Origin of the sequence: Nitrospira tepida, from assembly GCF_947241125.1 — a bacterium.
Classification (GTDB): Bacteria; Nitrospirota; Nitrospiria; order Nitrospirales; family Nitrospiraceae; genus Nitrospira_G; species Nitrospira_G tepida.
Genome location: NZ_OX365700.1, coordinates 3,424,388 through 3,446,662, shown reverse-complemented (window position 1 = coordinate 3,446,662; position 22,275 = coordinate 3,424,388). Strand labels below are relative to the sequence as shown.

The window sequence follows — 22,275 nt, the reverse complement described above, 5'->3', positions numbered from 1 at the left end:
ATGGCCAAAATTGATGACCTGTTCCGGATGCTCGCCGATCGCGGAGGATCGGATCTCCACCTGATCGCCGGCCAACGCCCCTCGATGCGACTCCATGGAGAACTCGAACGGATCGACGGGCAGGGCGCGCTGGAGGATGGTGCTCTGCGTGAACTTCTATACGAGATCACGCCCGCTCCCAAGCGAGCACAATTCGAGGAAACGGGAGACGTCGATTTCGGTTATGAAATCCCGGGACTGGCGCGTTTCCGGGCCAATCTATTCAATCAGAAGTACGGGTGCGCAGCGGTCTTTCGTAAGATCCCCAGTCAGGTACTCACAGCCGACGAACTGGGCCTGCCGCCAATCCTGACCCGCGCGGCGATGCTCAAGAAAGGGTTGGTGCTGGTGACGGGGCCGACGGGCAGCGGCAAATCCACGACGCTCGCCGCGATGATCGACCATGCCAACAAGCATCGGCGGGATCACATTCTCACTATCGAGGACCCGATCGAGTTCGTCCACCAGAGCCACGGCTGCATCGTCAATCATCGGGAGGTAGGCGTCCATACCCAATCGTTTGCGGCCGCGCTGCGGGGAGCGCTGCGGGAGGACCCGGACATCATCCTGGTGGGAGAAATGCGGGATTTGGAAACGATCCGGTTAGCGGTCGAGGCAGCCTCGACCGGGCATCTGGTGTTCGGCACGCTCCACACGGAAAGCGCGGCGAAAACCGTCGACCGGGTGATCGAAGTGTTTCCCCATCAAGAGCAGGCCCAGATCCGCAACACGCTCTCGACGGCGCTGCGGGTGGTGGTCGCTCAAAACCTGTTCAAGCGGATTGATCAAAAGGGACGCTGCGCGGCGCTGGAAATCCTGGTGTGCACGCCCGCGGTCGCGAACCTGATCCGGGACGCCAAAACCTTTCAGATCGCCTCGGTCATGCAGACCGGGAGGAACGTCGGCATGCAAACGTTGGATGACGCGATTCAGGACCTCCTGAACAGGAAATGGATCAGCCCGGAAGAGGCCCATGAGAAGGCGATCGACAAGACCCGGTTCGCGAAGTTCCTCAAGACTCCCCCGGACGCATTGCAATAACACTTGCAGGCGGTGGCCGTGACTCGTCCTTGCCGGTCAAGAAGATATGGCTGCGGCGGGTGAGGAGCTGCCCCGGCGACATGACGTCTGGAACCGGCTAGGAGCTGCTCTCTCTAATCTGACGAGTGATGAACGGAACACTGTGCACCACACTGCCGGTATTCAAGCCCGTCCTTGTTTAATGGACTTACGGCCTTCGTCTCGATACCCAACAACAGGTAACAGCTCGTCAATATATCGAGGAGTTTCGGCGCTTCGTCGATCCAGCCCACCACTGCGCTCTACTGTCTTGCCTTCATTTTCCACCGCAATTGTGGGGCAACCGGAACGGACAGCCCACGTTCTTTCATCACTTGATCAATGGCCGCTCCAAGTTCGTGGAGGGAAAATCCCTTTGCCAAGAAATGCCTGACACCCAAGTCGGCCGCTTGCTTCTCCAAGACGTGCGTCCCGGTACCGGTGAGCACAATCACGGCTGCCTGGGGATCGACCGATCGGATCGCCTTGAGGACCGAGATGCCGTTCATATCCGGCATGTCCATGTCCAAGATCGTGATGTCTGGTTGTTCGCGGCGAAAGACCTGTATCCCATGCTGACCGTTGTCAGCCGAGACGACCTGATGGCCTTTTCGTTGGATCACGGCATGCAGTAATTCACGCACGTGGGCGTCATCGTCGACAGATAGAATTTTAGCCATATCGCTGTCCTTTGATGTGTGTCGACTGCGAGATCACCGACCTATTGGCATCATCGCTTCCTGCAGGGGGCCGAATACGCGATTAGGCCGCCTTGCTCCGAGAGTTGGCCGCGACCGGCTTCTGTTGTGAATCCAGAATCTCCCGGATCTTGCGTGTCAGGGTCGCCGCAGTAAACGGCTTCTGAAGAAAACACCGCTCAAACTGGGACCGCCCCGTGTACGCGCGTGTTCGGTCTGTATAGCCCGACGTGAACAGGACGTTCGTTCCCGGACGCCCTGCCAGGAAACGTTCCGCCAACTCCGGCCCGTTCAGCCCGGGCATGATCGTATCCGTCAGCAGCAGATGAATGGGCCCTGCGTGCTCTTGTCCGATATGCAGCGCTTCGTTGGCGTTACGGGCTTCGAGGACTGTATAGCCCTGTCCTTCGAGAATCGTCTGGGCGAGTTTACGGACCATTTCGTCATCTTCGACGAGAAGGATGGTCTCAGTGCCCCGTAAGTGCTCAGGTCGCAGCGGAGCCGGCTCACGTAGCCCACTAACCTCGTCCTCGACTCCGGGAAGGTAAATGTTGAGCGTGGTTCCCTGGCCGCTCTTGCTGAGCACCTCGATGTGGCCGCCGCTCTGGTTCACGATTCCATAGACTGTGGCGAGGCCTAATCCTGTCCCCTTGCCCGGTTCTTTCGTGGTGAAGAACGGCTCGAAAATGCGGGTCTGGACCTCCTCGGTCATCCCGCAACCGGTATCCCGAACGGTTAAGACCACATACCGTCCGGGTGGGAGCCTGTTCCCGGCGCCTCCAGCAGGTTCTTTCCGCACGACATCACGGGTTTCGATGGTCAATTCTCCGCCCTCGGCCATGGCGTCCCGCGCGTTCACGCCCAGATTCATGATGACTTGATCGAGCTGCCCCGGGTCCATGTGCACTTTGCTCACCTCCGCACCGAGACAGAGAACCAAGTTGATGTCTTCGCCGATCAGTCGACGAAGGAACTTCGCGATATTTTGGGTAGCCGCGTTCACATCCAGCACCTGCGGTTCGAGCACCTGTTGGCGACTGAAGGCCAGCAATTGGCGAGTCAACGTTGCGGCCCGATGGCCGGCTTCCTTCACCTCTTCCACCCATTTACGACCGATGGTCCCAAACTCCATCTCTGGCAGGATCATTTCGGTGTAACCGTTAATGACGGTCAGGAGATTGTTGAAGTCGTGCGCAATGCCGCCAGCCAGGCGCCCGACGCTTTCCATCTTCTACGCCTGTCGGAATTGCGCTTCGCTCTTCCGGAGGGCGGCTTCCGTACCTTTGCGTTCCACGGCGTAGCGGATCGCCCGGACGAGCAGATCGCCGTCCATTCTATTTTTCACGAGATAGTCCTGTGCGCCCGCCCGCATTGCCTGCATCGCCACACCTTCGTCATCGAGACCCGTCAGCACAATGATCGGAAGATCCTTTCCCGCAGCATGGGTCTTCTCAAAAGTCCCGAGCCCGTGACTGTCCGGGAGAGAAAGGTCCAACAAGACGATATCGATTCTACCTTCCACCAAGTGTTTCAGGCCCTGGTCAAGGCGATCGACCGATTCGACGTCGAATCGGGCCTCTTTGCGATCCGCCAGTATCTCACGAATGAGATAGACGTCGTCTTCGTTGTCTTCGATGAGCAACACGCGCATCAGGTGCTCCTACGCAGAAACCGGAAGTCGTGACACAAGGGTCCAGTACAACTCAAACTGCCCGACGACCTTGGAGAAATGCTGAAGATCCAGGGGCTTTCGGATGTAGGAGCAGGCTCCATCCGCATAGGATCGGAGCACATCCTCCTCGCGGTCGCTCGTGGTTAGCATGACCACAGGAAGGGCGCGTAAGCGAGGATCGCTCTTCATCTCCTTCAACACCTCAAATCCGTTTTTTCTCGGCATGTTGATGTCGAGCAGAATCAACCCCGGCACCAGGGCATCTCGATAGGGCCCTTCGCCCCGCAGGTAGGCCAAGGCTTCCTCCCCATCGCGAACGGTTTTCATGACATTCACCAGGCTCGCATCGCCGAAGACCTCTTGGATCAAGACGATGTCGTCTTCATTGTCCTCCACGAGCAAGATCTCGATGGGGCGCGTTTTCATGCTGGGCTCCTTTCCATCGCAGGAGTGGTTCCGAACGTGAGGATGAATTCCGAGCCACCTCCGACTCGAGGCTGAACCCAGGCCCGTCCGCCATGGCGTTCGGCCACTTGCCGCACAATAGCCAAGCCGGCTCCTGTCCCGTCGACTTCCCGTCCCACGGCCCGCTGGAAGAGCTGAAAAATCCGTTCGGCATGCTCGGGGGCCACTCCCGGCCCACGGTCGCATACGGCAAGGCCCAACGCCGCATTGCTCTCCTTGGAATGATAGGGAAGGACCTCAATGTCTGCTGGTTCTCCGTGGCATGTAAATTTGAGCGCGTTGGCGAGCAGGTTATATACAGCCTGGGTAGCCCAGGTCTTGTTCACCCGAAGGCGTGGGAGTGTTCGGGCAATCCGCACGTGGGCTCCTGTCTTGCTGACCACATCTTCCAGTCGTGTGAGGGCCTCCTGCACGATCGTTTCCCCATCGATGTCGTCATCCGGGATCTCCATGCGTTGCGCCCGCGAAAGCGCCAAGATGTCGGCAAGCAGACGATCCATGCGCCGGGCAGCACGAATCACCCGGCTCAAGAAGTCCTGTCCTTTTTCTTCCAATTTCTCGCCATAGCGGTCATGCACCATGCGCGAGAAATTCTCAATGGACCGAAGTGGCTCCCGTAGATCATGCGACGTGACATACAGGAGCGTTTCCAGATCCCGGCTTTTCGCCGTGATCTCCGCCGTGCGTTCTTGCACCCGCATCTCCAACTCATCGTAGGCGCGCCGGAGCGACTCTTCCGCCTGCTTGCGCTCAGTGACGTCGCGCGCCACGGCATACATGAGCCCGTCCGGCTGGGGCACCGACTTCCAGGACAGCAGGCGCCACGAGCCATCCTTATGGCGATACCGGTTTTCGAATTGAAGCACCAACTCCCCGGACATGACCTGCTTTTCGACCTCGCGGACCGTAGTGGAGCGATCATCAGGATGGACAAAGTCGAGGAATGGTCGTGCCAGCATTTCCTCGACGCTCCACCCCAGCGTACGTGTGAAGGCTGGATTGACACGCTTGAAATAACCGTCCGAGGTGGCGATACAGAGCATGTCCAGCGAGAGCGAGAAGAACCGTTCCAGTTCGTTCTCCGCCTGTTTGCGGGCTTCCAGTTCTCCTCGGAGTCGAGTGTTGACCTCCTGAAGTTGCTGGGCTCGGTGAATGATTTCCACTTCCATTTCGGCCGCACGCGCTCGCAATTCTTTAGTCATCCGGTCTTGCACGCTTCCCGCACGCTTGGCCCGGATAAACTCTGTGACGTCCTCAACACGATGGATGAGATAAGCGACCTCTCCCTGTTTACCGAAGACCGGTGAATTGACCGGGCTCCAGTACCGTTCCTCGAATCCTCCTCCCTCTGAATCCGGGCGCCGAATGTCGTACTTTTGCACGGCCATGGCATCCGGTGCCCGGTTCTGTAAGGCTCGTTCCAGCGAGGTCCGCAGGTTCGACACGCCGGTTGCACCCGGATCGTTTGGATTATCGGGGAAGACATCGAAGAGGTAACGTCCCAGTATCGCCTCCCGCTTGGTCATTGTGGCCCGCAGATAGGCATCACTGGCCGCCACAATGGTCAACTCGGGCGTCAGCACGAGATAAAGTCCCGGTGCAGACTCAAAGAGGACCTGAAAGTCGGAGATAGGAATTGGAGGGGGCTGCGTAAACAACTGGCTGTTCCGCTCCCTTCCCGCCTGACATGGGACCGGTGCCTAGACGATATTCGACGATATAGTAAGCCGATTCAGATCTCAGCGCGCTCAGAGTCAATGATACAATCCTCCCCAATCTGGTCAAACTCTTTCCGCCTTTCTCACTGTGCTGGCGCCCGGCATACATGCCTCACTTGTCGCTAAGAGGCTTCGAACCCGCAGGCCCTCTTAATTTACTTTGTCACTCTCCTCTGACAGTTCTTCTTGCTCTTCCCATGGCCTACATACAGCCTACCGACTATCACCCCTTTATCACCTCTTTCATGATGGTAGGTTCTTATTGTGAACTCAGTTGATCTCATGATCCCGATGCAATAAGCCCGCGGTATTTTTCAGCCGGTCCAATCTTGTCTTATCCAATTGGAGGAAGATCGTTCGTTCCTGAGTGACCGTCACCGTGCCGGCGGCTCTTCCTTTCGCCTTCTTCACCCACTTCTTCCTGGTGTAGATCACATCGCCCTTGCCGCTCTTCTTGAAATCACTGTAGAGAATCGCGAGCGTGGCGGCGTCCCTGAGTGTTTCGAGGGGGGGCTCAAGGCCTTTCGGAAGGCGCACGACGACATGGGAGCCGGGAACACCACGGGCGTGGAGCCAGAGATCGTCCCCCTGCGCAAACCGGTGGGTGAGTTCTTCGTTCTCCTGGGCGTTCCGTCCGACATAAATCGGATGTCCATCGACGGACGTGAACCGGCGGAACGGGCCTCGGCGGGGAGGCGCGTGACCCGGTCGGCCCTGACGATCGCCTAGCTGGCTGCGACGCCGGTTCGTGGTCGGTTCCTTGCCGGCCGGTGGGCGCCACTCGCCGCGGCGAATCCGGTCGATCTCTTCCCGGAGTTGTGTCTGCTCTCGTTCCGCCGCCTCCAGCCTCGGACGGATCTCGGTCTCGGCGGCAAGAAACTTCCGATGTTTCTGAAAATAGTCGTGCATGTTAGCCGTGGGAGTCTTGGCCGGATCCAACGGGATCGTGATTGGCGTCAGCTCGGGATCAAAGTAATCTTCTACGGTCACCCGGTCCTGTCCTTTCTGCACCTGGGCGAGGTGGGCTTTCAGCAACTCGCCGTAACGTCCGTAGGATTCATAACGCCGAGCCTTGTCAAGGTCTTCCTCCATGCCGAGGATGCGCCGGGTAAGACGTTTCAACTGGCGGGTCAAGCTCTGCAACCGTTCTTGTTCAAGACGCCGGGCCTGCGCCTCCGATTCCTCTTGCGCGTAATGCTGCTCAATCGCTTGCGACACCGGATAGTCCGGATCGTCCGCAGAGGCCGATGACGGCGTGAACCGCTGTCGCGTGGTCTGCGGCGGATCTGTCCCGGGCTGGCCGATTCCAGCGAGCCAGGGTTTACCGGTCCGTTCCGGCGCCGGCCGGAGGGCCGCACGCACGTGACCGGTCGCATCGACATAGAATAGGTTCGCGCTCCGTCCTGTAAGTTCCGCCGCCAGTGTTCGAGTCCCCTCCTTGGTTTGCAGCCTGATCTCGACGATCCGGTCCCCTTGCCATTGCTGGAGTTCTTCGACCCGCGCTCCGAGCAGGTGGGCGCGAAGCAGTTGACAGAAGGACGGGGGGCGCTCGGGGTTCGGCAAGTGGGCCGACAGCAGGTGCAGCCGTGTCGCGCCTGGGAAGACGGAGAGATGCAAGGCGACGGTCTTGCCCGGTACGCGAACTTCCAGGGTGATGGCGGTGTCTGTGGGTTGGTAGATTTTCTGAACCCATCCGCCAAGAAGAGCCGGCCGAATTTCGGACAGGACAGCGCCAATTTCCGCCGCAGACAGCGACATGATCCTCCTCGTGCCCAACCTTTCGAGGGATTGATCGAGGCCGGCACCCCCTCCCGATCGATGGGAGCCCCGCGAGGCCGGTCGGACAGGCATCGTCCGCCTTTCTCATAACCTCGCCAATTCTAATGATTTGTGATCGTCTGCGAAACAGTCGAATTTTGAGCTGATGGCGGCCGCATTCATGGCATCTGCGTTGCGATGACAGCCCCGTGAGACGCGCAAACAGAATGACCGAAACCGGACAAACAAAGGAGGCGAACATGAAGTGCACACGTTGTCACGGGCTGATGGTTGAAGATCACCTGCTCGATGTCAAGGAAAGCCTGGGGCCCATGTGGATCAAGACTTGGCGATGCGTGGCCTGCGGCAACATTGTGGACCCGTTGATTCTGAAGCATCGGGCGGCTCAGGCCTCGCAAGCGCCGAGGCTGGTGGTTGTGGATGCCCCCGAAAAGCAGCCCGAAGCTGATCCGACGTCCCCGGCTGTGGCGATGACGGCTTGAAGCCGGTGCGAGGTCCTGCCGTCCTGGAGGTGGCTCTCAAAGAGTCGCTCTCACCAAGACGGCAGGTGGCGATAAGAGAATCAGTGATTCCAATTGCCCTCTCAACTCCTTCTTCCCAAATCTTCATAAATTTGCCCCTCTGATCCTCTCTGCGATAGAGTGCGCCTCGACCATCAGTGGTGGTCGCATCGAATTGGATCCCTGTGCCGCTCGATCCCTTCCACATAGCCTGGCTCACCCGCCTGAAGCACTCGTTTCGCCGGTCGATCAAGACACTCCTGCGAGAGCTTTGTGATGACCTGGAGCAACAGTATCCCGAAGCCGTCGATCGATTCGATCTGCCGCTCTCCTATTTTCGCTTGCTTGGAGACGTGCTGAGCCCTGAGGCCTTGGATTCATGGAAAGTCGTCGGATGGGTCGAGGGCTTGAACGACCTGCTGTATTTCATCGACGTCCTGTCGCAACTCCAGCGCGAGCCCGATCGAGCGGAGTTCGCCGAGCAGTTTCTCGCCGAGTGTCTGGAACGGTTCTATGAACATACGTACCTGGACGAGCTCTTTCCGAACCGAAGGCCTGAGCCCTCGCGTCTTGTTCCGCGCTTGGCCAAGCTGTGCGAACGTCTGAGCCGGGAGTTGATACAGGAATCTCTGACTCTCGTGCCTGGCTTACCCTGTCGATGGTTGCGATATGGGAAGCGGAAGCGGTGGATCGTCCCGGGCGATCTCGATGTTGACTTGGAACGCGCCCAAGCATCGAGGACGCTTTCGGTCGGTCTCGATGGCGCCTTCGTGTCCATGCCTCCGGTAGTTCCCATGCGGGCGAGCGGCAGACGCTCTTCCCCGCGATTCGAGATTTCGACCGGTGAGATAGCTCTCAAAGTCGGTCGCAAGCGGTCCGTGATCCTCGTCTCCGAGGATGAGCCGAGGTGGCAATGCACGTACCATCCGCCGGTGTATGTAAGAGCGGCCGATGCCTGTTGGAGACATGGGCTCACCCTCGGGCCGACGTTGGTGTATGACCGGCAGCGGAGGCCTCTCGATGTGCGGCCTTCTCCGACGACCTTGATCGCTCGCCTCCACCGGGCCATTGACGCGATCGCGGAAGCCTGGCCGGAGGGGCTCGATCTGTTGTCGCTGTTTACCATGAGAGTAGTGCCACTGCAGGCGAGCGGCGTCGTGAGCTTCAGCTACCGTCACAGGCCGGGCCTGTCCTTCATTAACTTGTTCGAGCGGGATCAACTGGACCTCATCGACGACCTCATCCATGAGAACAGCCATCACCACCTGAACCTGTTGCTCCGGAAGTATGTCTTCTATAAGGGAGACCACAATCAAGAACTGTTCTATTCTCCCTGGCGGCGCAGCCTTCGCCCGATCCGCGGCATTCTCCACGCCACGTTTACGTTTACGATGGGGGCGCTCTTGTTTGAGCGGTTGGCCTTGTGGGGAAGATCAGATCCGAAGCGGTGGAGCGCTGCCGGCTTGACGTCGCGCGATCTCCTTCGCGCCCAGTTTCGCTGTTTGGAGGAGGTCGAGTCGGTGCGTTATTCGATTCAGGATCTCGAATATGCACAGGCGCCCCTTGGATGGTTGACCCGCTCAGGGAAGGAATTGGTCGAGCAACTCAGAAACCGGATCGACAAGGTGGAGAACGCTATCGCGTCGATGCGCAGAACGGTTCTCCGTTCCCAATTCGGCCCCGCTCTGCGGCGGCACATCGAGGAATTGCGGAAGGCCCGCCAAACCTATAAGCCGGTGCGGGCGAGCAAGGCCTGATGGGGTCTGTCACTGTTCAGCGGGAATCATGTGCTCCGTTCCCCAATGAATGAAGGAATGCATCGGCTTCTACCGTTCCAGTACGGACTGGTGAAACTCCAAGACTTCCTGAATGTGATTTAAGCGAGTAGCGCTTCCAGATTGTTGAGTAAGCGCACGGGGCGACCAGGGGTAAGCAGAAAATGTAGAATATGCCCTCATTGCTTCCCTTTGAATCCTGGGACACATATCCTGGAGTGACGTGGTAGGCTACCTCTCGGCCAGCCAGATGAAAAACCTTCTAGAAGTTATTTCAAAACCTCGGAAAAGGAGTAGAATCCGCGCCATGACGGCCTTCAAGGAAAGGAGGACACATGGCGTGGCGCCAGCTGACCGATGCGCAATGGGACCAGATTCGTCCCCATTTACCCCCGGCCCCGCGCCGACCGAAGGGCGGCCGACCGCCTGCCGACGCTCGGCGCTGCTTCGAAGGGATACTCTGGATTCTGTGGACCGGCGCACCGTGGAGCGAACTGCCCAAGCGGTATGGCAGCCCGAGCACCTGTTGGCGACGGCTGCGGCAGTGGGAAGCCAGCGGGGTCTTGCTGACGCTGTGGCGGGCCTTGCTGGCCCACTTGAATGACGCGCAGAAACTGCGCTGGAACGAGTGCTTCCTCGATGGGAGCTTCGCGCCGGCGAAAACGGGGGCGCCAACGTCGGGCCGACCAAGCGCGGCAAGGGCACAAAATGGATGGTATTGGTCGATGGCGCGGGTACTCCGTTGGGAGCATACCTGGATTCGGCGTCCCCGGCGGAGGTCCGGCTCCTCGACGCGACGCTCGACACGATCGCCGTGACACGCCCGCATCGGCCGGGGCGGCCCCGCAAGCGGCCGGAGCGGCTGATTGCGGACCGGGGATATGACAGCAATGCCGCCCGGGCCCTGTTGGTCCGTCGCGGGATTGAGCCGATCATTCCGGCCAGGGCCAATAACCAGCGGGCCACCCCTCAGGACGGGCGCAAGTTGCGCCGCTACCGGCGCCGCTGGATCGTGGAGCGCACGATCGGCTGGCTGGGCAACTTCCGGCGACTGACCGTCCGGTATGATCGCCTGATGGACACTTATGGGGGCTTCTTTCATCTGGCCTGTGCCCTGATCACGCTTCGGAAGGTTTTGAAATGACTTCTAGAATCTGCAGGTCTATTTTTCCGAGGTTTGGTGAAGCATTGGTATTACGTTCTATTAACGTTTCTCGCTGACCCTTTTGGATTACTGGATATGGTTTCAAATCACAACATTTCGCTTCCTTCCTCTTGGTGGCCATATTTCCTTTTGACCGGGTTCGTCGTTGCAGCCATTCTTACGTATCACGAATTGCGAATAGTGGGTGTATCAATTTGAGGAGCAACTTCAAAAATTGCAAAGAAAAAAGGTGAAGATAGTTGCCGGTACAGGGTATCCATACGAGCAAGTGGACACCATCTTTGATAGTCACGGAAACGCTGCGATACGGAGACTACATCGCGTTGGCGTGAAGAATGTTGGGGGAGTCACAATCGATCGAGTAGAAGTCCAATTGGAAAAGATTGAACCACCGACCCAGGTACGCACCCCAGTGCCTCTGCGCGTTATGCACGACAGGCCCGTCACTAATAATGCTGCGAGACGTGAATTTTCATTGGACCTTGATCAAACTGAATACATCGATGTGGTGATGAAGGATGAATGGCCCGGAAACCCGGCTAATCCGTTCGTCGTTCCTCATACCGTTACATTCGTACAAACTGGGATGGACCCTCGACGATATGAGTTCACTATTTTTGCACACGGCGATGGGGCAGAGCCTGATCGAGCAGTGTTTCTTGTCGATCTTGACGACAACAACCGTCTACGGGTTCAACCTAAACAGATATCGTCTTAGTTGGCCGTCAGTTTGTCAGGATAAAGGTTTTCCTGCGAGACAACATGAGGGTCGGAAACTGAAGCCGATGGCTTGTGGTATCTAGCAGACATGCGACTGAGGATAAAGTTTGCGGGAGTGTTCAGCAACGAGAGTGCCCAGGTTATTCGTGTACAGCCTTGGGAAACAGGTGAGACGGAATGCCACCGAATCCTTTCTTTCTCCGTGACAATCCAAACCGTGCAGATCTCTCTTATCTGGAAAAACGGGAAAGCCCTCGGTGTCCATGGCGGGTCGTCGCGAAATCGCGCAGTCGCGTGGCGAGACGGGCGCGTGGAGCCGAGAAGGAGGAAGGCGTACCCACCGCGGTACGTTGACCGACTGAGCGGCGAGCCCGCCCGACTACGCGCAAATGGAAGCGCGCGTAGGCTTGTCGCAGCAGCGAATGCGCGATTGCAGCAGAAGCGTCCATGGGCAACGCGGGCTCACGGTTCCACCGTGACATCCACAAACGCCGGCAAGCTATCCGCCCCCATCTTGTCGTAGACCCGCAGCCGGAACCGGAATAGCCGCGGTTCGGAGACGGTCGGCGCGACGAAGGACGCCCGGGGCATGTTCAGATCGAGCAACGGCACCTTGCTGCCGCGGACCTGGCTCCAATAGTAGAACAGCGCTTCGCCCTCCGGGTCCCGGCTTTTGAGACCGTTCAATTCGACCTTCCGGCCAGATTTCACCGTCCGATTCTCTCCGGCGTCGGCGATCGGCGGCTCGTTCGGCTCCTCGGACAGGGCGGCGATGACCTCCAGCGCAGCTTCCTTGCCACGATTCTTGACGGTCAGGATGGTGCGGCCGCTGCCGGTCAGCCGGAGCAAGCCGTAGGGCTCCACTTTGATGACTTCGGGATTGGAAGAGATGATCGTAGTGCCGGTCGAGGGGGAGGACAGGCTCCTCGTCACGCCGTCGGCGAAGAGGCCGACAATCGGCAATTCGATAGTCTTGCCGCGAAAGTCCACCTGTTCATAGCTGGCGGCCTGTCCGATCCGGCCGAGCTTCAGGGGCTTGTCGGTTTCGAAGTCGATGGCCGTGAGTTCACTGGGAGGCTCGGCCTTGACGAGGATTTCGTCGAAGGACGTCTGAATCCCGAGCCGGCCGCGCGAAATCTCCGCCACGGCCAGGAGCCGGATAGTGCCCACCGCCTCACGCGGGATCGTCAACTTTCCCCCGAAGGGCGGGTCGTTCTCGGCGGTCGAGACCAGGGCCGGCCTTGCGACGATCGGTTGGCCGGTCGCGCTGTCCTCCTCTCGGCCCCGCGGTCCCGTGGAGAGCGACGAAGTTCCCGCCGGCTGAGGTTCGTTCTCGTCGCCCTGCACCAACGTCTCGGCATGCTCCGGATACCAATAGTACCGGACCTTGATGACGCCGGTATCCTTGCCGAGATCGACCCTGGCGGTCACGGTCTGGCCGGATTGGAATTGTCCCTGCTCGGCTGGTTCCAGGATCTTGAACGGCCAGGCCGGCTCGACGAGCAACAGGCTGAGTCCGCCGGCGGCCAGAAACAGGATCATTTCTCGTCTCATTGGGCAAGCTATCGACATGGTGGACTCCTGACGGTTATCGCTGGAGGTGGTAGGGCACGTCGGTGAGGATCACGCGCTCTTTGAATAACAGCGCCGCTTTCAACATCAAGGCGCGCTGATTGTGCAGAATGTTCTGCCACCAGCGCGCCGGCAAGATTTCCGGCAGGACTACGGTCACCCATCCGTCCTGGTCCTTCTGCAAGAGTTGTTCGATATAGTCCAGCAGGGTTTCGAGGATCGATCGATAGGGCGAGGGCAGGACGATGAGTGGGACGCCGCATCCCCATTGCGCCCATTGAATCTCGATGCGGGCGGTTTCCTCGGGATCGACATCCACCAAGACGGCGCGGACATCGCTGGAGGCCTGTCGGGCATAGTCGATGGCACGAATGACCGCGCGATTGACGCCGCCGATCGGCACCAACACGATATTGCGGCGCGGGAGCGGCGGGCGGAGGTCCCTGGAGAGCATGACCTGATCCGCGACGGCCTTGTAATGGCTGCGGATTGACCGGAACCAGACGATGAGAATGGGGATCAGCAGGATCACAATCCAGGCCCCCTGCGTGAATTTCGTCGCGGTGATCACGAGCGTCGAGATCCCCGTCGTCACGGCGCCGAGCCCGTTGACCATCAATTTCCGTTGCCATCCCGCCCCCCGTTTGGTCTTCCATCGTAAGACCATGCCGGTTTGAGACAAGGTAAAGGAAATGAACACGCCGATGGCATACAGGGGGATGAGGGCGTGGGTGTCTCCCTCAAAAATGAGTAGGAGCAGCCCGGCCAGCACCCCCAGGATGATAATGCCGTTTGAAAAGACCAGCCGATCCCCCACACCGGACATCTGGTGCGGCATATAGCCGTCGCGGGCCAGCGCGCTTCCCAGGGGAGGAAAGCCGCTGAAGCTGCTGTTGGCCGCCAGGATCAGGAGCATCATGGTCGCGGCCTGCACCACATAGTACGGCGGGCCGTCTCCGAAGACGTGATGCGCCAGTTGAGACACCACGGTTTCGTCCGCCTTCGGCGCGACGCCATGATAATAGGCCAACCCGCTGATGCCTAAGAACAAGCCCGCGAGAATGATCGACATGACGCTCATGGTCGCCGCGGCGTTCCGAGGTTCGGGCGGACGAAACGCTTTCACTCCGTTGGAGATCACTTCCATGCCGGTGACGGCGGTGCATCCTGCGGCAAAGGCCCGGCAGATCAGGAAAAACGTAAGACTCTCGAGCATCGGCGTGGCCGCGGCTTCGGAAGGCCCGCCCGGGGGGCGTCCGCCGACGAGCAGTTGCGCGTATCCCACAATGATCATGGCGGAAAGGGCCAACAACGCAAAATACGTCGGAAACGCGAAGATCTTGCCGGTTTCCCTGACTCCCCGGAGGTTGATCACCACGACCAGCGCGACCGCCGACAGCCCCAAGGCGACACGATGCTCATATAAGGAGGGCCAGGCGGAGGTGATGGCCGCGATCCCGGCCGCCGTGCTGACGGCAACGGTCAAGGTGTAGTCGATCAGCAAGGCCGCCGCCGCGACCAGGCCGGGCAGTTCGCCGATATTGGATTTTGCGACCAGGTATGCGCCTCCGCCTTCGGGGTATTCGTAGATGATTTGCCGGTAGGAGACGTTCAGGATCGCGATCAAGCCGACGATGGCGAAGCTCAGCGGAATGGACCAATGCAGCGCGACGGTGCCTGCCAGCACGAGCACCAGGAGGATTTCTTCCGTGGCGTAGGCGACCGAGGAGAGCGGGTTCGGGCAAAAGATTGCGAGGGCAAGAGTTTTGGATAGACGCTCATGCGCCGCTTGCGCCGTCTTGAGCGGAAGCCCGACGAGCAATCTCTTGACAAGCATATCGCGGCATTATCTCACAACTGGACCGGATGAAGGAACTCACGGGCTCGTGCCGCGCGTCGCCGATGGAGTCGAACTGGACACATAAAACCGGTCCTCGCAAGGTCAGAACGAATCGAAAGAACGTCGGTCTGGCCGCGTGTTTGAGGGTTGACACGTTTCCTCAACTTGAGTATCTTGGGCTCGTCTTTTTGCGACATCATCATAATTAGTCACAACCTAGTCTGCATGCCTGCCGTGACCACAGAGTCCCCTTCGGTGAAAGCCCTCGTTCAACAAACGTCTGTCGTCACTGCCGGAATCGCTCGTGTGGACGCTTCGATACATGTCTCGCCCGATTCATTCAGTCCTTATTGATCAGCAGATTCATCAACACAGCAAGGAGGCCGGTCCATGCTTAATCATCACCATCAGATTCAACCGCTTCATGGTTGGGTCAGCCTGCTGGCGGCAGGCGCCTTTCTGGCGCTCCCGCTAGTCGGCGCGGCTGAAGACACGTCCCATGAGGGCCATGCTTCGGTCCATAAGACCTCCATGGGGCACGCCACGCCGGAGTGGGCGGAACAGCTCAAGGGCCAGACCGTCGTGGAAGACGCGATGTCGGGCCGCCCGGATCGTTCGGCGCAGGTTGAGCGGCAGCATCAACGGATCATGGAGCAGATGGCCAAGGATCCGCAGGTGCAGCAGGTCAGCACGGGGAACTTCAACACCATGTCCATGATGCACCAATATGGTGCCGGCGGCCAGGACCTCCTGTTGATGTCGGATCCGCGCCGCGAACCGGTCATGGAAGGCGGGGGCAAGTGTCCCGCGTACGCGCCCGTCAAGCAGTACAACGTGCAGGCGATTAACGTCGAGATCACCCTCAATCAGTGGCTCGATTACTATCCCGGCTACATGTATGTCTTGGCGGAAAACCTCGACAAGGTGCGGGCCGAAGAGACGAAGAACAAGGAGGCGCGGGAGAAGGAAGGCTATGATCCGGGGGCGGTGCTCCCCGGCGTCCAGGCGCAGTGGATCGAGCCGCTCGTGCTCCGCGCGAATCAGGGCGACTGCGTCAAGATCAAGCTGGAGAACAAGCTGGAAGGCGTGGACGAAGTCAGCCTGCACATCCACGGCTCCTATCCGGTGATCAGCGCCACGGGCCAGGCGGCGACCACCACCAACCCGGACTCGGTGGCCAAGCCGGACAAGGCGGTGGAGATGGAATGGTACATCCACCCGGCCGCGCAGGAAGGCGTGAAGCAGTTCCACAGCTTCAGCAACGATCGCGAGTTGACGGTCCTCGGGCTCTTCGGGGCCTTCGTCGTCGAGCCGCGCGGCTCGTCCTACCTGCAGGCGCTCGGAGATCCGACCTCCAAGGACGAGGCGGCCAGCAGTGGCTGGCAGGTGATGATCGACAACGGCTCGGGTCCGGACTTCCGGGAATTCGTGTTGATCTATCACGAAGTGGGCGACGAGGCGTTCCGCCCGGTCAACAAGAAGGGCGACTTCCTGCCGCAACGCGATCCGTTGACGGACGTGTATCGGCCTGGCGCCCGCGCGATCAACTATCGCAGCGAGCCGTTCGGCATCAACAACATGCACGTGCAGCACGAGTATTTTGGGTTTGAAGACGAATCGATGGGCTATAGCTCCTATACGTTCGGCGATCCGTCCCCGACCATTCCGCGGTCCTATTTGGGCGATCCGGCGAAGTTCCGGCTGGTGCACGGCGGGTCGGAGGTGTTCCATTCCCACCATCCGCACGGCGGGACGATTCGCTGGCCGCGCAGCCCGCGGGCCATCGACGACATGAACCTCTGGGCGGTTTCCGTGAACGGGCCGGTGAAGTATCCGGTCATCCGCCACAAGACCGACCGTGTCGACGTCGAAGTCATCGGACCGTCGGAAGCGCTGGACCTTGAGACGGAGTGCGGGTCGGGCCTGTGCCAGCAACTTGCCGGCGACTTCCTCTTCCACTGCCACGTGGCGCACCACTATGTGGCGGGCATGTGGGGCTATTGGCGGGTGTATAACACGCTGCAGCACGGGGACCATCGCAACGACACGATGCCGGACCTCCGCGAACTGCCTGATCGCAAGGGCCGCATCAAGCACCCCGTGACCTCCGACAAGCTGGTCGGCACGACAGTCGATTGGTTCGGAAAGAGCTTTAAGATCGTGGACAAGGGCAAGAGCAACTGGAAGGGCAACCCGGCCGTCATCAATATCAAGGACTGGGTCGAAATGCAGTTGCCGACGCAGGGCAAGCCCGGTCACAAGGATGACGAGAAGGGCCAAATTCTGTCCTATGACGCCACCGTGCTGGATTGGATCTGGGACGGCAACAAGGCCATGTCGGAGAAGGAAAGCACGTTCGACAATCCCAAGTACAAGTCCACGCATCCGGGCAAGCGGCATCCGATCACCTTCGAGCCGACGACCGGGCGCGTGGCCTGGCCGCATCTGACGCCGCATTTCGGGAAGCGCGTGATGTTCTCCCCGAATCACGTCGGCGCGCCGTGGCTGGAACCGATTCGCCGCGATGACAATGGCGAAGAGAGCCTGGATCAGGCCAAGCCCGGTGAAAACGGCGTGTGGAGCTTGTGCCCTGAGAATGCGGGCTATAAGCACTACAACGTGCACTTCATCAAGCTCCCGATCAAGCTGGCGAAGGCGCAGGGCAAGGAGCCGCCTGTGATCGACCAGACCGGCTTGATCTATGTGTTGCATGAGGAAGAAGCGGCGATTCGCGCCAACGACGACCTCAAATATCCGCTGGTCGTCCGCGGCAACATCTATGACTGCATCGATTGGACGTTGACCAGCGAATGGGAAGACGACGACTACACGAACTTCCAGGCGTCCAAGATCAATACACATTGGCACTTCCTTCAGTTCGACAACCAGGCGTCGGACGGCGTGATCACCGGGTTCTCCTATGAGCAATCGGTGCGGCCGTTCACGATGCTGGAGAAGAAGGACAAGAAGGGGCTGCCGGTGCCGATGAACACGGTGCTGACGGCGCCTGCCAAGAAGGGGGCCACCAGCATCACCGTGAAGAATGCCGCCCAATACCACCCCAAGACCTTGATCCTGGTTGGGGCGGATAACGTCAAGGGCAACGAGGTCGCCCGAATCAAGGAGATCAAGGGCAACACGATCACCTTGACCAAGGGCCTGAAGCACGATCACCCGGCCAAGGACATCGTGACGGTCGAGTTCGTGCGGCAGCGGTTCTGGGTCGATGCGGACGTGGGCACCGTGTTCTGGCACGACCACGCCTTCGGCGCGACCACTTGGCCGCACGGCGGTTTCGGGACCTTCATTGCCGAGCCGGTCGGGTCCACCTACCACGACCCCAAAACCGGCAAGCAGATCCGGAGCGGACCGATCGCCGACATTCATACCATCGAACCGGTCGGGCATAACGTGAACGGCAGCTTCCGTGAATTGATGGTGCAGGTCCATGACACCGTCCCCCACACGGTGAACATTGTGACCGCCGGCAACCCGCCAGGCCAGCCGGTCGAGGTGGCGCTGGAAGCGGGCAAGACCGTGTCGTTCCAGATGCCGGAAAAGATCTACATGACGCCCATGCCGTTCCTGAACGGGGGAACCCATACCACGGGGAGCGGTTTGAACTTCCGGGCGGGGCCCATCGCGCAACGGCTGGCGTCCAATCCCGACGTGCATCAGGTGTTCAACAGCGCGATCCATGGCGATCCTTATACGCCGCTGCTGCGCGCGTATGTGGGCGATACGATGGTGTTCCGCCTGCTGCACACGCTGATGAACGAGTCGATGGTGTGGACGTTGTCCGGCCATACGTTCTTGACCGAACGGTATGCGGGCGACGCGAACCGGAAGAACTCCATCCATATCGGGATCGCCGAACGGTATGACCTGGTGGTGCCGAAGGCCGGCGGGCCGCGGCTGCAAGCCGGCGATTACATCCACTTCAACGGACGCGCTTCCAAGCTGTCTGAAGGTGGGTGGGGTATTCTCCGCGTGTACGACAAGGAACAGCCGGACCTGCAGCGGCTCCCAGCCGGGTATTCGGGACGGAACGAAATTCCGGCTCCGATTCCGGTCTGCCCGGCCGAGGCTCCGGTGAAGTCCTTCAATGTCGTCGCGATCGACTATCCGAACATGAAGTTCAACGCGAAGGCGCCCGAGTCCATCGAGGTGGACTTCGAGCGGACGATCCAGATCACCAATCCTGACGCGAAGATCTACGTCCTGGAGGACGAGATCGCCACGGTGGCGAATGCGCAACCGATGCCGCTGACGCTGCACGTGAACGTGGGGGATTGCATCAAGGTCAACCTGAAAAACAAGATGAAGAGCAGCCGGGCCTCGTTCTCGGCCATGTCCCTGGCCTTCGATCCGAAGGACTCGCTCGGCTGGAACGTGGGCAACAATCCGAATGACCAGACGGTCGCTCCGGGTGAGAGCCGCACGTACACCTACTATGCCGATCCTGCCAACGGCGAGATCACCTCGCTGGTGTGGGACGGCGGCAATCCGATGGTCAATCCGCGGAACGGTCTGTTCGGCGCGATCGTGGTCGGCCCGAAGGGCTCCAAGTACCGCGATCCGAAGACAGGCGCGGACGTGTCCAACAAGAATGCCTGGATGGTGGACGTCATCGTGGACCGGACGATTTCCGGCAACGAGTTCCGGACGAACTACCGCGATGCGGCCTTGTTCTTCCAGGACGAAGACAACATCATCGGGACCAGCTTCATGCCCTATGTCCAGAACGTGGCGGGTCTGACGGGGGTGAATTACCGGTCCGAGCCCTACAAGTTCCGGGAAGAGTTAGGGTGCTCGCTGGGTCGTGTGTTCCAGCCCTGCGTGGCCGACAAGCCGGAAGATCCCGTCACGCCCATCATCGAGGCGCATGCGGGCGATCCGGTTCGGATCCACATTCTGGGCGCGACCAACGAGCAGAACGGCATGTTCAGCGTGGAGAAGCATGAATGGCCGATTGAACCGTACATGCGCGGCGCGGATATGATCAGCGTCGTCGAGTATTCCGGTTCGGAGGTCATCGATGCGTTCATCCCGTCGGCAGGCGGTCCATACCGGTTGTCCGGCGACTTTACCTACAGCAACCAGCGGCTGCCGTACTCGCAGTCCGGTCAGTGGGGCTATGTGCGCGTCCTGCCGGCCGGCGATCAACGGTTGCTGCCGTTGTCCGGGGCTGCGGTCGGCGTGAAGAAGGCGCAGGCCGATTCACTGGCTGAGGCTCAGGTACAACCGGTGGCCTCCCGGTAACGTTTCATCGACCGAGAGGAACGTGTGTGGGAGGGGGAGCCAGAACATGGCTCCCCCTTCTTTTTGGTGACAGGGTCTTGTAGACTGACGAATACCTGTGTGTGAGCCGTTGAGCGGAGGCCGGTCATGGTTCGATCAATCGCAGTCACAGTCGTGGCGATGTGGGTCCTGTGGTCTGCGCCCCGAGCGGGCGCCTATGAAGAGATGGCTGTTGTGAACGGGGGGACGATTGCCGGAACGGTGACCATCACCGGCGGGAAGCCGATTCCCAAAGGATTCAACCTCATTACGTTTCCGGACCCGGTCTATTGCGGGCGGATCTCCACCGGAACCGGATGGCGTATCCTCGAAGAGTTCACCGTGTCGAAGGACGGCGGGCTGAAGGACGTGGTGGTCATGTTGGCCGACGTGAAGCGTGGCAAGCCGTTCGCCTTTACGCCGCCGACGATCGAAGCGCGCGATTGCCGGTTTCTTCCCTTCGTCACCGTGGTGCGGGACGATCATGACGTCAAGGTCGTGAACATGGATCCGGTCATGCATGACATCCAGGCCTATGAGACCTCGCATCTGGGGCCACGGGTGCTGTTCAACGTCCCTTTGCCGATGAATCCGCACCATCCCAAGTCCGGGGTCGGAGCCGAGTACCACAAGCATATTCCCGGGGAGCCGATGATCCAGAAGGTCCGCATGACCAGGGATCGCCGGATCTTCGTCATGCAGTGCGGGTTCCACGCCTACATGGAAAGTTGGGGGTTGGCCATCGAGCATCCCTATTATGCGATCACGGGACCGGACGGAAGTTTTTCCCTGGCGGAGGTACCGCCCGGCGACTATGTATTGACGGCCTGGCATCCTCAAACCGGGCCGATGTTGCAACAGAACATTACGGTGAAGGCCGGGGAAACCGCGACCGCTTCCTTTGAGTTCAAGGCGCCGATGGGACGCCGGAGCGCGCATGAGATCGTCGAGAATCCCCACTTCGGGTTGGAAGCGCTCGGACGGTCGATCGAGATCCGGCCGACCTTGGAATTGCAGAGACCCTAAACAGTCTTCGGAGGTGATGGCATGAGCCGTCATGTGGTCCGTCCCCGTTTCTGCGTGAGCCGGCTCATCTGCTGCGCGATCGTCCTGGCCCTGTGGCTTCCGGCGCAGGCATCGTCGTATGAGGTCATCGAGGTCAAGGAAGGCGGGACGATCGAGGGACGCGTGACCTTGCAAGGCGACGTGCCTGAGCCCAAGGGATTCAACCTGATCACCTTTCCCGATCCGCAATACTGCGGCCGCATTTCCAACGGCAAAGGCTGGCGGTTGCTCTATGATTTCGTCGTGGACCGGAAGGCCGGGCTCAAGGACGCCGTCGTGCTTCTGGAAGGGGTGGAGCGCGGCAAGCCGTTCGACCTCTCGGTGCCGCTCATCGAAGCGCGGGACTGCCAGTTCAAGCCCTTTGTCACCATCGTGCGCAACGGCCATGCCGTGGAGGTGGTGAACATGGATCCGGTCATGCACGACATCCAAGGGTATGAGACTTCCTTGCAGGCCGGGACGAGGGTCCTGTTCAATTCGCCGCTGCGGATGAACGCCCTCCACCACCGGGGAGATCTACATGCCACCCACGATCATGAGCCTGGACGATCATTGGTCGGGCCGATCTATCTCAACCGCGGCCGGCGGACGTTCTACATGCAGTGTGGCTTCCATGCCTTTATGGAAAGCTGGGCCATGGCGGTGAACAATCCCTATTACGCTGTGACCGGACCGGACGGCTCATACCGTCTGGACCATGTACCGCCCGGCACCTACCAGCTCATCGTCTGGCATCCGCAATCCGGTCCCGGCGTCTCCCGAATGGTCACCGTGGGGCCACAGGGGCGCCTCGTCGAGGACATCGCCCTCGAGGCGCCGAAGGGCAATCGGTCAGCGTTCAAGGTGATGGAAAATCCCCGATTCGGGCCGGAATCGCTGGGCCATCCGGTCGATATCAAACCCCTTGTCGAATACCAACAGTAAACGC

15 protein-coding genes and 1 pseudogene are annotated in these 22,275 nt (G+C 59.8%); 8 read left to right on the top strand and 8 right to left on the bottom strand.

Annotation, left to right across the window (positions count from 1 at the left end; translation table 11 throughout):
• A complete protein-coding gene (locus QWI75_RS16305; RefSeq protein WP_289269726.1) occupies positions 1 to 1,080 on the top strand; it encodes a type IV pilus twitching motility protein PilT in 1,080 nt (359 codons plus the stop codon).
• A 281-nt stretch (positions 1,081 to 1,361) separates the two neighbouring features.
• Here QWI75_RS16305 and QWI75_RS16300 read toward each other — a convergent pair whose 3' ends face one another.
• From QWI75_RS16300 to QWI75_RS16275, 6 genes are all read right to left on the bottom strand, one after another.
• Positions 1,362 to 1,778, bottom strand: coding sequence for a response regulator (locus QWI75_RS16300; protein WP_289269724.1), 417 nt, complete (start codon positions 1,776 to 1,778; stop codon positions 1,362 to 1,364).
• An 82-nt stretch (positions 1,779 to 1,860) separates the two neighbouring features.
• The gene (locus tag QWI75_RS16295) at positions 1,861 to 3,024 is read right to left on the bottom strand and encodes an ATP-binding protein (protein WP_289269723.1); all 1,164 of its coding nucleotides are present in this window, start codon (positions 3,022 to 3,024) and stop codon (positions 1,861 to 1,863) included.
• Between the two features lie 3 nt (positions 3,025 to 3,027).
• Positions 3,028 to 3,447, bottom strand: a complete 420-nt coding sequence (locus QWI75_RS16290) for a response regulator (RefSeq protein WP_289269721.1) — start codon at positions 3,445 to 3,447, stop codon at positions 3,028 to 3,030.
• A 9-nt stretch (positions 3,448 to 3,456) separates the two neighbouring features.
• Positions 3,457 to 3,894, bottom strand: a complete 438-nt coding sequence (locus QWI75_RS16285; protein WP_289269719.1) for a response regulator — start codon at positions 3,892 to 3,894, stop codon at positions 3,457 to 3,459.
• The gene (locus QWI75_RS16280; RefSeq protein WP_289269717.1) at positions 3,891 to 5,591 is read right to left on the bottom strand and encodes a sensor histidine kinase; all 1,701 of its coding nucleotides are present in this window, start codon (positions 5,589 to 5,591) and stop codon (positions 3,891 to 3,893) included. The genes QWI75_RS16285 and QWI75_RS16280 overlap by 4 nt, the downstream gene beginning before the upstream one ends.
• A gap of 330 nt (positions 5,592 to 5,921) precedes the next feature.
• Positions 5,922 to 7,409: an Rqc2 family fibronectin-binding protein gene (locus QWI75_RS16275; protein ID WP_289269715.1), complete on the bottom strand. Its 1,488-nt coding sequence runs from the start codon at positions 7,407 to 7,409 to the stop codon at positions 5,922 to 5,924.
• A gap of 260 nt (positions 7,410 to 7,669) precedes the next feature.
• Between QWI75_RS16275 and QWI75_RS16270 the strand changes: the two genes are divergently transcribed.
• The 4 genes and pseudogenes from QWI75_RS16270 (at position 7,670) to QWI75_RS16260 (ending at position 10,849) form a co-directional block, all read left to right on the top strand.
• The gene (locus tag QWI75_RS16270) at positions 7,670 to 7,912 is read left to right on the top strand and encodes a hypothetical protein (RefSeq protein ID WP_289269713.1); all 243 of its coding nucleotides are present in this window, start codon (positions 7,670 to 7,672) and stop codon (positions 7,910 to 7,912) included.
• 203 nt (positions 7,913 to 8,115) lie between these two features.
• Positions 8,116 to 9,687, top strand: a complete 1,572-nt coding sequence (locus tag QWI75_RS16265) for an aKG-HExxH-type peptide beta-hydroxylase (RefSeq protein ID WP_289269711.1) — start codon at positions 8,116 to 8,118, stop codon at positions 9,685 to 9,687.
• 353 nt (positions 9,688 to 10,040) lie between these two features.
• Positions 10,041 to 10,220: pseudogene (locus QWI75_RS22895) on the top strand (transposase); the annotation flags it as partial.
• A 113-nt stretch (positions 10,221 to 10,333) separates the two neighbouring features.
• Positions 10,334 to 10,849, top strand: coding sequence for an IS5 family transposase (locus QWI75_RS16260; RefSeq protein WP_289267878.1), 516 nt, complete (start codon positions 10,334 to 10,336; stop codon positions 10,847 to 10,849).
• A 1,203-nt stretch (positions 10,850 to 12,052) separates the two neighbouring features.
• Here the strand turns inward: QWI75_RS16260 and QWI75_RS16255 are convergent.
• Positions 12,053 to 13,132, bottom strand: coding sequence for a PKD domain-containing protein (locus tag QWI75_RS16255; protein WP_289269709.1), 1,080 nt, complete (start codon positions 13,130 to 13,132; stop codon positions 12,053 to 12,055).
• A 46-nt stretch (positions 13,133 to 13,178) separates the two neighbouring features.
• On the bottom strand, positions 13,179 to 14,999 hold the full coding sequence (locus QWI75_RS16250; RefSeq protein ID WP_289269707.1) for an APC family permease: 1,821 nt from the start codon (positions 14,997 to 14,999) through the stop codon (positions 13,179 to 13,181).
• Positions 15,000 to 15,392: 393 nt separating this feature from the next.
• Here QWI75_RS16250 and QWI75_RS16245 point away from each other — a divergent pair, with 393 nt between their 5' ends.
• The 3 genes from QWI75_RS16245 to QWI75_RS16235 all read left to right on the top strand — a co-directional run bounded on the left by QWI75_RS16245 (position 15,393) and on the right by QWI75_RS16235 (position 22,271).
• Complete coding sequence (locus tag QWI75_RS16245) at positions 15,393 to 20,264, top strand: cupredoxin domain-containing protein (protein WP_289269705.1); 4,872 nt, start codon at positions 15,393 to 15,395, stop codon at positions 20,262 to 20,264.
• 126 nt (positions 20,265 to 20,390) lie between these two features.
• Complete coding sequence (locus QWI75_RS16240; RefSeq protein WP_289269703.1) at positions 20,391 to 21,308, top strand: carboxypeptidase regulatory-like domain-containing protein; 918 nt, start codon at positions 20,391 to 20,393, stop codon at positions 21,306 to 21,308.
• 21 nt (positions 21,309 to 21,329) lie between these two features.
• Entirely contained in the window at positions 21,330 to 22,271 is a 942-nt protein-coding gene (locus tag QWI75_RS16235; protein ID WP_289269701.1) for a carboxypeptidase-like regulatory domain-containing protein, read from the top strand.
• Positions 22,272 to 22,275 lie beyond the last annotated feature (4 nt).

What these genes read in the sequence shown, in the direction of transcription:
- QWI75_RS16245 (WP_289269705.1), top strand. Translation starts at nt 15,393, where the DNA reads ATGCTTAATCATCACCATCAGATTCAACCGCTTCATGGTTGGGTCAGC.
- QWI75_RS16290 (WP_289269721.1), bottom strand. Translation starts at nt 3,447, where the DNA reads ATGCGCGTGTTGCTCATCGAAGACAACGAAGACGACGTCTATCTCATT.
- QWI75_RS16240 (WP_289269703.1), top strand. Translation starts at nt 20,391, where the DNA reads ATGGTTCGATCAATCGCAGTCACAGTCGTGGCGATGTGGGTCCTGTGG.
- QWI75_RS16250 (WP_289269707.1), bottom strand. Translation starts at nt 14,999, where the DNA reads ATGCTTGTCAAGAGATTGCTCGTCGGGCTTCCGCTCAAGACGGCGCAA.
- QWI75_RS16295 (WP_289269723.1), bottom strand. Translation starts at nt 3,024, where the DNA reads ATGGAAAGCGTCGGGCGCCTGGCTGGCGGCATTGCGCACGACTTCAAC.
- QWI75_RS16285 (WP_289269719.1), bottom strand. Translation starts at nt 3,894, where the DNA reads ATGAAAACGCGCCCCATCGAGATCTTGCTCGTGGAGGACAATGAAGAC.
- QWI75_RS16300 (WP_289269724.1), bottom strand. Translation starts at nt 1,778, where the DNA reads ATGGCTAAAATTCTATCTGTCGACGATGACGCCCACGTGCGTGAATTA.
- QWI75_RS16305 (WP_289269726.1), top strand. Translation starts at nt 1, where the DNA reads ATGGCCAAAATTGATGACCTGTTCCGGATGCTCGCCGATCGCGGAGGA.
- QWI75_RS16235 (WP_289269701.1), top strand. Translation starts at nt 21,330, where the DNA reads ATGAGCCGTCATGTGGTCCGTCCCCGTTTCTGCGTGAGCCGGCTCATC.
- QWI75_RS16270 (WP_289269713.1), top strand. Translation starts at nt 7,670, where the DNA reads ATGAAGTGCACACGTTGTCACGGGCTGATGGTTGAAGATCACCTGCTC.
- QWI75_RS16255 (WP_289269709.1), bottom strand. Translation starts at nt 13,132, where the DNA reads ATGATCCTGTTTCTGGCCGCCGGCGGACTCAGCCTGTTGCTCGTCGAG.
- QWI75_RS16275 (WP_289269715.1), bottom strand. Translation starts at nt 7,409, where the DNA reads ATGTCGCTGTCTGCGGCGGAAATTGGCGCTGTCCTGTCCGAAATTCGG.